This window comes from Rhizobium sp. CBN3, assembly GCF_030518245.1.
Lineage (GTDB): Bacteria > Pseudomonadota > Alphaproteobacteria > Rhizobiales > Rhizobiaceae > Rhizobium > Rhizobium aethiopicum_A.
The window spans coordinates 90,449-102,166 of the sequence record NZ_JAULSE010000009.1; the positions used below are offsets into that span (position 1 = coordinate 90,449).

The following is an 11,718-nucleotide window of genomic DNA, read 5'->3' on the forward strand; positions in this document are numbered from 1 at the left end:
GGGGGAGGGGCTAACCTGCCGCACCGCCACATATAATATCCATCGTATCAATCGTTGAACGTTAACAGCCGGCAAGAGCTTTCCTTTTGATCGCCGCCAGGGACTGCAGCTTAGTCCCTCCCCCTTGTGGGGAGGGGTTGGGGAGGCGTTTTCAAAAGGTTGAGCATGACCGCGCACGGGCGTGGGACTACGGCGCCTCTCTCCGTTCCGCAAAAAATCTCCGCAAGATCTCGGCCGACTGCACCTCATTGATTCCCGAATAGACCTCGGGCGCGTGATGGCAGGTCGGTTGCGTATAGAATCGCACGCCGTGGTCGACGGCGCCGCCCTTCGGATCCTCGGCGCCGTAATAGAGCCGGCGGATGCGCGCAAACGAGATGGCTGCCGCGCACATGGTGCAAGGCTCGAGCGTCACATAGAGATCAGCGCCGACAAGGCGTTCCTGCCCAAGCGCCTCGCAGGCCAGCCGGATTGCGGCGATTTCGGCGTGCGCGGTGACGTCTTTGAGCTCGCGCGTGCGATTTCCCGAGCGTGAAACGGCAATATCGTCGACAACGATGACCGCGCCGATCGGCACTTCGCCGCGTTCTCCGGCGGCGCGCGCTTCTTCAAGCGCCATCTCCATGAAACGATTTGTCTTCACGATCGCACGAATTTCCACTTAACCGCAGATGCGTGACCTGATAGACAGGCCCAAAAGGCAGGCAAACAGCAAATGACACCTAAAGACAAGCCAAAACGCCCGGGCGCGAAGCCCCTTTCACGGGATATCAGGCCGAAGGTCGGTCCGAAGGCGGGCGGCGCGAAGCCGGCGAAGGCTGCAGCCGCGCGTCCGGCGGCCGAAACCGACAGCGACACCAAGGCCGAACGCATTTCCAAGGTGATGGCGCGCGCAGGCGTCGCCTCCCGCCGCGACATCGAGCGCATGATCATGGAAGGCCGTGTGACGCTGAACGGCACGGTTCTCGAAACCCCCGTCGTCAACGTCACGCTTGCCGACCGTATCGAGGTCGACGGCGTGCCGATCCGCGGCATCGAGCGCACCAGGCTCTGGCTCTATCACAAGCCGGCAGGCCTCGTGACCACCAATGCCGATCCGGAAGGCCGTGCGACCGTCTTCGACAATCTGCCGGAAGAGCTACCGCGCGTTATGTCGATCGGCCGTCTCGACATCAACACCGAAGGCCTGCTGCTGCTCACCAATGACGGCGGTCTCGCCCGCGCCCTCGAACTGCCCGCGACCGGTTGGCTCCGGCGCTACCGCGTCCGCGCCCATGGTGAGATCGACCAGGAAGCGCTCGACAAGCTGAAGGACGGCATTGCCGTCGACGGCGTGCTCTACGGTTCGATCGAGGCGACGCTCGACCGCACGCAGGGCTCGAACGTCTGGATCACCATGGGCCTTCGCGAAGGCAAGAACCGAGAAATCAAGAACGTCCTCGGCGCTCTCGGCCTCGACGTCAACCGTCTGATCCGCATATCCTACGGCCCGTTCCAGCTCGGCGACTTGCCGGAAGGCCATGTCATCGAAGTGCGCGGCCGCACGCTTCGCGACCAGCTCGGGCCGCGCCTGATCGAGGAAGCCAAGGCGAATTTCGACGCGCCGATTTACAATGCGCCCGCCGTTGCCGCCGAGGAAGAAGCTGAACCCGCAGCCCCGGAAAAGCGCGAACAGCGTCCACGCCGCGACGAGGACAAGCGCGAACGGGCGCTGAGCCGCCTTGACACCAAGCGCGACGATCGTCGCGGTGGCGGGCGTAGAGATGATGACCGCCGCGATGGCCGCCGCTTCGACGATGACAAGCCGAAACGTCCCCAGCCGCTCGGCCCGCGCCGCAGCGCCAATGTCTGGATGGCGCCCGGCGCCCGGCCGCTCGGCGAAAAGGCTGCGGCGAAAGCCGCCAAGAATGAGCAGACCGCGCGCCGGCGCGGCGAGCAGACGCCGGCAAAGGGCACCGGTTTTCACCATATCGAGGATCGCCCGCGCACGCAGATCAATCGTGTGCGCGAGGAGGACGGCGAATGGATCCGCTCGAGCGAGCAGCCCCACCGCAAGGATGAGGGCGAAAGCCGCGGCCGCAAGCGCTCGTTCGGCGATCGCCCGGCCCGCGAAGACCGCGGTTATGGCGACCGCCCGGCGCGTGGCGAAGGCCGTGCGGAGCGTTCGCGTGGCGACCGGCCTTTCGGCGACAAGCCGCGCGGCGACCGCAGGTCGCGTGCCGATGGTGATGAGCGTCCTCGCGCCGCCAGAGCCTCCACCGGCGAGGGCCGTTCTGAGCGTCCGCGCAGCGACCGCCCGTTCGGCGATCGTCCGTCGCGTGGCGATCGACCTTTCGCCGGCAAGCCGCGTGGCGATCGCAAGCCGCGCGAGGAGGGTGACGAGCGCCCGCGGACAGCCAGAAGCTTTGCCGGCGAGGGGCGTTCCGAGCGTCCGCGCGGCGAGCGGTCGTTCGGCGACAAGGCCCCGGGCGAGAAGCCGCGCGGCAAGAGCTTTGGCGCCAAGCCCGGCGGGCCCAAGAATTTTTCCGGCAAGCCGAAGAGTGGGAAGCCGGGCGGTGACAGGCCGGGCGGCGATAGGCCCGCTGGCGGCTCGTCCAGAGGTGGTGCGAGAGGAAAGGGAATGACGCGCGGTGCGGATCGTCGGCGGTGAGTTTCGCGGACGGCCTCTCGCCGTGCCAAAATCCAGCGACATCCGGCCGACTGCCGACCGGACGCGCGAGAGCCTGTTCAATATATTGAGCCACGCCTATCCGGAATGCGTCGACGGCACCCGGATTCTTGATCTTTTTGCCGGAACCGGCGCCGTCGGCCTCGAAGCTGTCTCGCGCGGCTGTCGTCATGCGCTCTTCGTCGAAAACAGCGTCGAGGGCAGGGCGCTGCTCTGGGAAAACATCGATGCGCTCGGCCTGCACGGCCGCACCCGCATCCTGCGCCGCGATGCGACCGATCTTGGCAGCGTCGGCAATCTCGAGCCTTTCGATGTGCTCTTTGCCGACCCGCCCTATGGCAAGGGCCTCGGCGAAAAGGCGATGGCGGCGGCCGCCGTTGGCGGCTGGCTGCGGCCAGGGGCGATCGCGGTGCTCGAAGAACGCGCCGACATTGTCGTTTCGGTCCATCCTTCCTATGTTTTCCTCGAAAGCCGTATCTTTGGCGATACGAGGGTGCATTTCTTCCGATATCAGCCGCAATAGGCGCAGGGGCGGGGCGTGCAGCAGGCAGAGATCATCAGTCCGAAACTGCCTGCGATCAGCGATATGCCGACAGTCGCTGTCGCCTTCGGCGGCGGCGGCGCGCGCGGCCTGTCCCATATCCACATCATCGAAACCCTCGACGAACTCGGCATCCGCCCGGTGGCGATCGCGGGTTCGTCGATCGGCGCGATTATGGGGGCGGGCATGGCCGCCGGCATGTCCGGTGCCGAAATCCGTGAGCATGCGCTGGCGACCGTCGGCAACAAGACGGCCGTCGTCGCCCGCATCTGGGGGATGAGGCCGACAACGGTGCGCGATGCGGTGGCTAAAGGCATTCGCATCGGCCAGTTCAATCTGGAACGGATCCTCAAAGCCTTCCTGCCGTCCGAACTGCCCGCCCGCTTTGGCGATCTGCTGGTGCCAATGAAGGTGATCACCACAGATTATTACGGCCAGAACGAGGTCATCATCGAAGAGGGCGAGCTGTTTCCGGCACTCGCCGCCTCTTCCTCCATCCCCGCCGTTTTCATGCCGGTGCGCCTGCGCGGCCGCGTGATGATCGATGGCGGCATCAGCAATCCCGTGCCTTATGAATGCCTGATGGATCTCGCCGACATCGTCGTCGGCATCGACGTCGTCGGCGCCCCGGAAGGCGACGGCACCCATATCCCGAACCGCATGGAAAGCATCTTCGGTTCCGGTCAGCTGATGATGCAGACGGCGATCTCGCTGAAGCTAAAGCTTTGCCAGCCGCACATCTTCCTACGCCCGACGGTCGGCCGCACCGGGGTCATGGACTTCCTCAAGGCTCGCGAAGTGCTGGCGATGTCGGTCGGCGTCAAGGACGACCTGAAATTCGCTCTCGACCGCGAAATCGAAGCGCGGCTAAAGCGCTAACGTCCCTTGCACCGGAACCGCTGCACAGGTCCGGGCGACGTGCATGAGGGGTTCGGCCATCATCGCCTCAGCAACGAGTTCGGCATCGTCATTGTCGATTTCGAAGAGACCGAAGCGCAGTCGATAGCCCCAGCCGCCCCGATCGTTTGTGAACGACAGGCGACCGAGCAGTGGCCGGATCGGCGTTTCCGTCGCCCGCCACCACGCGACATCCCGCCTCCAGGGGCGGAAGCCGGGGTGAGCCTCCACCTGATATGCCGCCGTTTCCTCGATCATGCCAATGGCCGTGAACGCCTGCAGGCGATCCTTGCCGCCAAAGGTTTCGGTCGGGGAATAGTAGATGACGCGGTCGCCTGGCGCGCTTCGCCTGAGTGGAGCGGCCTTGCCATGACAGACTTGCATGAATCCGGCGTCGCGTCCGATGCGGACATGGTTTGCTGATGCGACGGCGATCCAGCTGCGGGGCATGGCTCAGTCCTCTGCCACGTTGTAGACGCGCAGACGATGCCCGTCGGGATCGGCTGCGACAAAACTGCGGCCGAAATCGAGATCGGTCGGCGGCAGAAGGATCGCCGCGCCCTTGCCTTGCCATTCGCCGTGAAGCCTATCGACCATGTCCGCTGTGGCCACCTTGAAGCCGACGTCGCAGCCGCCACCCGCCGCAGCCGGCGCCGGCTCGACGCCAGCCTTGCCCCACAGTCCGAGCGCCAGGCCCGACGGCAGGATGAACATGGCGAAGGTCGGGCTGGCTTCGACGGGATCCTGCCCGAGCAGCCGCGCATAAAAGCTGGCGCTCTTCGGCGCGTCGGTTACGAAAAGCAGAATGCTGTTGCTGTCGATCACGGTAAGCCTCCTGTGTGTTGGGCAGGAGGATATCTAGAGGGGTCTGCTGACAGATTCTGGCAGTAGTCTGCATCGGTTTCGAACCACTCGAACGTCGCATGTCCGGTAGCCGGAACTGATTTATGCGTCCGCCGTCGCATCCGCGATTCCCGCCAGCGGATCGTCCTCGAAAGGATCGGCGGCGCGCTTCGGCTTGAGCAGCGGTTCGGGCCGCACCGGGTGGGAAAACAGCATGTCGCGACCGGCCTGTAGCCCTTCGGAGACCTGCAGCACCAACCGCGCCTCGTCTCGCTTGCGGATATCCTCGCCGATTTCATAGGCGTCGACCTCGGAGACGCCGAGCGCCTCCAGCGTCCGCCGTCCAAACAGCAGGCCCGATTCCAAGGTTTCGCGCAGCTCGTAATCGATCCCCTTGTTGCGCAGTTCGATCGAATGGATTCGGTCATAGGAGCGTACGTAGAGGCGCGTGTGCGGATAGTCGGCCTGCACCAGTTCGACCACCTTGTCGGTGATCTCCTTCTTCTGCGTGCAGACGAGCACGATCTTCGTCCGGTCAATGCCGGCCGAGCGCAGCACGTCCTTGCGGGTGCCGTCGCCGAAATAGATGCGGAAGCCGAAGGAGGAGGCTTGGCGGATGCGGTCGGCGGAAAAGTCGATGACGGTGACACTGCGCCCGCCGGCAAGCAGGATCTGGGCGGCGATCTGGCCGAAACGCGAGAAGCCGACCATCAGCACGTCGGCGCCGGCACCTTCGAAATCCTCGTCCAGCTCCTCCTGTTCATCGCCATTGAGCAGCCGCTTTGACAGCGCCGCGCCGATCGGCGTCAGCGCCATGGACAGCGTGACGATCGCCACCAGCAGCGATGCGGTGCTCGTCGACATCAGCCCGGCCGCGCCTGCGGTGGTGAACAGGACGAACCCGAATTCGCCGCCCTGCGGCAGCAGGAAGGCAATGCGGATCGCATCATTGTGCGGAGATCCTGACATCCGGCAGAGCCCGTAGATGATGATCGCCTTGACGGCCATGACGATCGGCACGGCGATGATGACGAAGAGCGCGTTGTCGACGAGGACGCCGAGCTCCAGCGACAGGCCTACGGCGATGAAGAAGATGGCGAGCAGCACGCCGCGGAAAGGCTCGATATCGGCCTCAAGCTCGTGCCGGTACGAGGATTCGGCGAGCATCACCCCGGACAGGAAGGCACCCATCGCCATCGACAGTCCGGCAAGCTGCATCAGGCTTGCCGATCCCATAACGACGAAGAGCGCCGCCGCGATCATCGCCTCGCGCGCGCCGGTGCGGGCGATGATCTGAAAGAGCGGCGTCAGCAGATAGCGCCCCATGACGATCATCGCCGCCACGGCGCCGACGGCCACGGCAAAATCGGTGAGCGGCATATTGCTGCCCTTGCCGCTGCCGTCGAGAACGGTGATCAGCGCCAAGAGCGGCACGATCGCCAGGTCCTGGAACAGCAGCATCGAGAAGGAACGCTGCCCGTATCTCGTATTGACATCGCCGTCGCCTTCGAGGATCTGCATGGCGAAAGCCGTCGAGGACAGCGCCAGGCCGAAGCCGGCGACGATGCTGCCGCGCCAATCGAGAACTTCGGAAAACCAGGCGAGCGCCGTCAGCGCCAGCCCTGTCACCACCACCTGCGCCGTGCCGAGACCGAAGATGTCGCGGCGCATCTGCCAGAGCGGGCTTGGCTTCAGCTCCAGGCCGATGATGAAGAGCAGGAAGACGACGCCGAGCTCGGCGACGGCAAGGATTTGTTCGCCATCGGTGATGCCGTGGAAGACCGGGCCGATGACGATGCCGGCGGCGAGGTAACCGAGCACCGTGCCGAGCCCGAGCTTCTTGAAGATCGGAGCGGCGACCACCGCGCCGCCGAGCAGCAGGATCGTTTCGGAAAAAAGGTCGTTGGGCGCTGACATGCTGGCGATTTCTTTCGACGGCGGGAAACATCCGGGCAGCCGTGACAAAGAATCGGCGACGGCGGCCTTGATGCCAGGGAGAGTGCACAATAAATGGAAGCCGAAGGAAAGGCCAAATCATGTCCTCTGAAATCGATTCCTCGACACTTCTTTCCCGCGCAAGTCAATTGATCGATCTGGCAAGGAAGGCAGGAGCCGACGCTGCCGACGCCGTCGTCGTCCGCTCTCGCTCGCAATCGGTCAGCGTCCGGCTTGGCAAGGTCGAGGGAACGGAATCGTCGGAAAGCGACGATTTTTCGCTGCGCGTCTTCATCGGCAAGCGCGTCGCCAGCGTTTCGGCCAATCCGGGCTTCGATCTCCAGGCGCTGGCCGAACGGGCCGTCGCCATGGCCAAGGTTTCGCCGGAAGACCCATACGCGTGCCTGGCGGACGAGGCGAACCTTGCCAAGTCCTATCCCGACCTGCAATTGCTCGATACCACGGACGTTTCCTCCGAGATGCTGCGCGAGGCGGCTCTTGCCGCCGAGACGGCAGCCCTTGCGGTCACGGGCGTCACCAATTCCTCCGGCGCCGGCGCATCGGCCGGCATGGGCGGTCTCGTTCTCGCGACATCGCACGGTTTCCAAGGCAGCTACATGGCCTCCCGTTTCGGCACCTCCGTCAGCGTCATCGCAGGCGAAGGCACCGGCATGGAGCGCGACTATGATTTCGACAGCCGGCTTTATTACGCCGAGCTCGACGATCCTTCCGAAATCGGCCGCCGCGCCGGCGAGCGGGTGGTCAAGCGCGTCAATCCGCGCCAGGTGCCGACCGGCAAGAACGTCACCGTCGTCTTCGATCCGCGCGTCGCCCGCGGTTTTGTCGGCCATATCGCCGGGGCGATCAACGGTGCCGCCGTCGCCCGAAAGACCAGCTTCCTGCGTGACAGGATGGGTCAGCAGGTGCTGAAGTCGGGCCTGTCGATCACCGACGATCCGCTGATCGTGCGCGGGCCTTCCTCGCGTCCCTTCGATGGTGAGGGCGTGTCCGGCGAGCGGCTTGTCATGATCGAAGACGGTGTCCTGAAGCACTGGTTCCTCTCGACCTCGACGGCCCGCGAACTCGGCCTCGAGACCAATGGCCGCGGCGTGCGCGGCGGCAGCGCCGTCACGCCGTCTTCCACCAATCTTGCCCTGGAGCCGGGCGAGATCTCGCCGGAGGAGCTGATCCACAGCATCGGCAAGGGTTTTTACGTCACCGAACTAATCGGCCACGGGGTCAATATGATCACCGGCGAATACAGCCGCGGCGCCACCGGCTTCTGGATCGAGAACGGCGAACTCACGTTCCCGGTGTCCGAGGTGACGATCGCCTCAAACCTCAAGGACATGTTCATGCGCCTGACGCCGGCAAACGACATCGACCGCAAGTTCGGCGTCGCGGCTCCGACCTTCGCGATCGAAGGCATGACGCTCGCCGGCCAATGAGAAACGGCCAGAGGAAACGGGCGGCAGAAAATGGATTGACGGATGAGCGATAGGGAAAAGCTCCGCTGGCAGAGCGATCTCGCCTTGATCGCCGATGCTGCGAAGGAGGCCGGCGCGGTCGCTTACGGCTTCTTCAACCAGTCTCCCGAGGTCTGGTGGAAGAACGGAGACCGCTCTCCGGTCAGCGCCGCCGATTTCGCCGCCAACAAGACGCTTGAAACAATCCTGCGCAAGGCGCGGCCGGAATATGGCTGGCTGTCGGAGGAAACCGAGGATGATGAAGGCCGCCTCTCGCGCGAGACGCTGTTCATCGTCGATCCGATCGACGGCACCCGCGCCTTCCTCGGCGGGCAGCAGGTCTGGTGCGTCAGCGTCGCGGTCGTGCATCGCGGCCGCCCCGTCGCCGGCGTGCTCTATGCACCGGCGCTCGAAGAATTCTACGAGGCCGTCGATGGCGGCGTGGCGCTGAAGAATGGTGTGCCCCTCACCGTTTCCTCCGCCGGGCCTGACGAAATGAGCCGGCTTGCGATCGGCGAGGACCTGTTGAAGACCTTTCAGCCGGCGTTCCGTGACCGCGTGAGACGCGAGAAATATGTCCCGTCGCTTGCCTATCGCATTGCCATGGTGGCGGATGGACGTCTCGAAGGCACCTTCGTCAAGGGCAATTCGCATGACTGGGATCTTGCCGCCGCCGATCTCGTTCTGGCCTGCGCCGGCGGCGGCCTCGTCGACCTCGACGGCAAGCCGATCGTCTACAACAGGGCCGACGTCACCCATAAGGTCCTCTGTGCGGCGCCGACGCGCCGCATCGGTGAGTTCCTCGCGGCCTTTGCCGGGCGACGAGACAGTTGACGTTTCCGTCAAAATCCCGCAGATGAGGTGGCGGAGGAACTAGGCAGAAAGAGAACAAGAAAATGACTGACTCCGGTGACAAGAAGCAGCTTTTGCACCTCGTTTTTGGCGGCGAACTGGAAAGCCTCGAGGATGTCCAGTTCCGTGATCTGAACGGTCTCGATATCGTCGGCATTTTTCCCGACTATGCCTCGGCGCTGACGGCCTGGAAGGCGAAGGCGCAGCAGACGGTCGACAATGCGCATATGCGCTATTTTATCGTCCACATGCACCGTCTGCTCGATCCGCAACAAAAGGCTGGGGGCAACTGACCTCGGCAGCCGCCGCCAGCCGAACGGGCCTTCGTGCATCGGGCGCCCGTCGATCCGGATCGTTTGACGCATTCTGAACAAATTGATCGGCCATTCCGGCCGCAACGATAATAAGGGAATGGGTTTGATGTCGATCGTCTTGGGTCGGAGGCTGGCGCGATGAGCTCCCGGATGGCGCGGCTCGGTCTGAGCACATACCGTCTGGCGGGAACCGTGGCTTCTCCGGTTGTCGGCCTCTATCTGACCTACCGCACGGCCAAGGGCAAGGAAGACCGGGCGCGCCGCCTGGAACGCTTCGGCTATCCGAGTGCCAATCGGCCGCAGGGCCCGCTCGTCTGGTTCCATGCCGCAAGTGTGGGCGAAACCAATGCGGTCATTCCGCTGATCCGCGAAATCCGCCGCCGCGATATCCATGTCATCCTGACCACCGGCACCATCACCTCCGCCAGGCTCGCCGCCGAGCGCCTCGGCCAGGAGGCGATCCATCAATATGTGCCGCTCGATCTGAAACCCTCCGTCAGCCGCTTCCTCGATTATTGGCAGCCCGATTGCGCCATCATCGCCGAATCCGAGATCTGGCCGGCGACCGTGCTGGAGCTCGGCCGTCGCCGCATCCCGCAGATCCTGGTCAATGCCCGCATGTCGGACCGCTCCTTTGCCCGCTGGCGCCGCCGCCCGTCGATTGCGGAGGCCTTGTTCGAGAACCTCGCTCTCGTCATCGCCCAATCCGATGTCGATGCCGAGCGGTTCCGCGATCTCGGTGCCGTTCCCGTCATCACCTCGGGCAATCTAAAGGTCGATACCGACGCGCCGCCTTATGACAGCGCTGTCTTCGCCCGCTACAAGAAGCAGATCGGCGATCGCAAAACCTGGGCGGCGATCTCCACCTTCGACGGCGAGGAGAATGCCGCCGGCATCGTCCATCGCGCCCTGAAGGAGCGCGATCGTCAATTGACGATCATCGTGCCGCGCCATCCCGAGCGCAGCGATGAGATCGAGGCGGCGCTCGTCAAGCAGGGGCTGAAAGTCGCCCGCCGCACCCGCGACGATGTCCTCTCGGCCGATGTCGATGTTTTCCTCGGCGATACGATCGGCGAAATGGGGCTTTATCTCCGTCTGACCGAAATCGCTTTCGTCGGCCGCTCGCTCTTTGCAGAGGGCGGTCAGAACCCGCTGGAGCCCGCCATGCTCGGCTGCGCCATCCTCTCCGGCGGCGCTGTGCAGAACTTTCGCGAGGCCTACCAGAAGCTCGCCCGCAGCGGCAGCGCCCGCATGGTGCGCGATACCGAAATGCTGGCCAAGGGCGTGCATTACCTGCTGACCAACGATGAAGCCCGCCGGAACATGATCGAGGCCGGCGTCGCCACCGTGCACGAGATGCGCGGCGCACTGTCGGCGACGCTGAAGGGGCTTGAACCCTATATCAACCCGCTGACGGTCAAGGCGCGTTTGTTGCCCAAGGCCGCGGCCCAGTTCTGAGGAGACGCGATGTCGGGCCCGGCGCATATCAAAGGCATCCTCTTCGACAAGGACGGCACGCTGCTCGACTATGATGAGAGCTGGCTGCCGGTCAATCGCGAGCTTGCCCGCATCGCCGCTGAGGGCGATCCGCTTTTGGCCGACCGGCTGCTGTCCGCCTGCGGCATGGATCCGGTGAGCGGCCATATCGTCCCCGACAGCCTGCTCGCCGCCGGCAATACAAGGCAGATCGCCGAGGGACTCGTCGCCGCCGGGTCGATGCTCGACATCGACGAATTGACGATCCGTCTCGACGACCTCTTTTCCGGCGCCGCTGAATTTTCCGTGCCGGTGACCGACCTTGCCGGCTTTTTCGCAAGGCTGCATCGGCGCGGTTTCAAGCTCGGTGTCGCCTCCAGCGACAATGAGCGCTCCATCCGCCAGACGGCGGAGCGCTTCGGTTTCGTCCGCTATGTCGATTATATCGCCGGCTACGACAGCGGCTTCGGCGTCAAGCCGGAGCCGGGCATGGTGCTCGGCTTCTGCGCTGCGACCGGGCTTTTGCCTGAAGAGGTCGCGATCGTCGGCGACAACAATCACGATCTGCACATGGGCCTGAACGCCGGCACGGGACTTAGGATCGCCGTGTTGACGGGAACCGGCTCGCGCGATTCACTTGCCGCGGCCGCCGATCATGTGCTCGACGATATTACCGCCCTTGAGACGCTGCTGCCTGATCTGCAGCCGGCCTGATCGGTAAAGGCT

Annotated in this window: 12 protein-coding genes; 8 read left to right on the top strand and 4 right to left on the bottom strand. The window is 64.4% G+C overall.

Annotated elements, in window-relative coordinates; all coding sequences use genetic code 11:
- Positions 1-187: 187 nt before the first annotated feature.
- The gene (locus QWJ46_RS15460) at positions 188-625 is read right to left on the bottom strand and encodes a nucleoside deaminase (RefSeq protein ID WP_302752094.1); all 438 of its coding nucleotides are present in this window, start codon (positions 623-625) and stop codon (positions 188-190) included.
- 90 nt (positions 626-715) lie between these two features.
- On the opposite strand from QWJ46_RS15460, the gene QWJ46_RS15465 reads away from it, so the two are divergent.
- The 3 genes from QWJ46_RS15465 to QWJ46_RS15475 are packed head-to-tail and all read left to right on the top strand — an operon-like array spanning position 716 to position 4,088.
- Positions 716-2,650 (top strand): pseudouridine synthase, encoded by a 1,935-nt coding sequence (locus tag QWJ46_RS15465; RefSeq protein ID WP_302751994.1) that lies wholly within the window; start codon positions 716-718, stop codon positions 2,648-2,650.
- Positions 2,631-3,191, top strand: coding sequence for a 16S rRNA (guanine(966)-N(2))-methyltransferase RsmD (gene rsmD, locus QWJ46_RS15470; protein WP_302751996.1), 561 nt, complete (start codon positions 2,631-2,633; stop codon positions 3,189-3,191). The genes QWJ46_RS15465 and rsmD overlap by 20 nt, the downstream gene beginning before the upstream one ends.
- Positions 3,192-3,206: 15 nt before the next feature.
- Entirely contained in the window at positions 3,207-4,088 is an 882-nt protein-coding gene (locus tag QWJ46_RS15475; protein WP_302751997.1) for a patatin-like phospholipase family protein, read from the top strand.
- On the opposite strand, the gene QWJ46_RS15480 is transcribed toward QWJ46_RS15475, so the two are convergent.
- The 3 genes from QWJ46_RS15480 to QWJ46_RS15490 form a co-directional block, all read right to left on the bottom strand.
- Entirely contained in the window at positions 4,077-4,556 is a 480-nt protein-coding gene (locus tag QWJ46_RS15480) for an EVE domain-containing protein (protein WP_302751999.1), read from the bottom strand. The two genes, QWJ46_RS15475 and QWJ46_RS15480, sit on opposite strands and share 12 nt — an antisense overlap.
- A gap of 3 nt (positions 4,557-4,559) precedes the next feature.
- Positions 4,560-4,931, bottom strand: coding sequence for a VOC family protein (locus QWJ46_RS15485; RefSeq protein ID WP_302752000.1), 372 nt, complete (start codon positions 4,929-4,931; stop codon positions 4,560-4,562).
- 120 nt (positions 4,932-5,051) lie between these two features.
- Positions 5,052-6,866: a monovalent cation:proton antiporter-2 (CPA2) family protein gene (locus QWJ46_RS15490; RefSeq protein ID WP_302752001.1), complete on the bottom strand. Its 1,815-nt coding sequence runs from the start codon at positions 6,864-6,866 to the stop codon at positions 5,052-5,054.
- A 119-nt stretch (positions 6,867-6,985) separates the two neighbouring features.
- On the opposite strand from QWJ46_RS15490, the gene QWJ46_RS15495 reads away from it, so the two are divergent.
- From QWJ46_RS15495 to QWJ46_RS15515, 5 genes are all read left to right on the top strand, one after another.
- Positions 6,986-8,332 (top strand): TldD/PmbA family protein, encoded by a 1,347-nt coding sequence (locus QWJ46_RS15495; RefSeq protein WP_302752002.1) that lies wholly within the window; start codon positions 6,986-6,988, stop codon positions 8,330-8,332.
- Between the two features lie 42 nt (positions 8,333-8,374).
- Entirely contained in the window at positions 8,375-9,184 is an 810-nt protein-coding gene (locus QWJ46_RS15500; RefSeq protein WP_302752003.1) for a 3'(2'),5'-bisphosphate nucleotidase CysQ, read from the top strand.
- A gap of 62 nt (positions 9,185-9,246) precedes the next feature.
- Complete coding sequence (locus QWJ46_RS15505) at positions 9,247-9,495, top strand: DUF4170 domain-containing protein (RefSeq protein WP_184455179.1); 249 nt, start codon at positions 9,247-9,249, stop codon at positions 9,493-9,495.
- A gap of 159 nt (positions 9,496-9,654) precedes the next feature.
- Complete coding sequence (waaA, locus tag QWJ46_RS15510) at positions 9,655-10,974, top strand: lipid IV(A) 3-deoxy-D-manno-octulosonic acid transferase (protein ID WP_302752004.1); 1,320 nt, start codon at positions 9,655-9,657, stop codon at positions 10,972-10,974.
- 9 nt (positions 10,975-10,983) lie between these two features.
- Entirely contained in the window at positions 10,984-11,706 is a 723-nt protein-coding gene (locus QWJ46_RS15515) for an HAD family hydrolase (protein WP_302752005.1), read from the top strand.
- Positions 11,707-11,718: the final 12 nt, after the last annotated feature.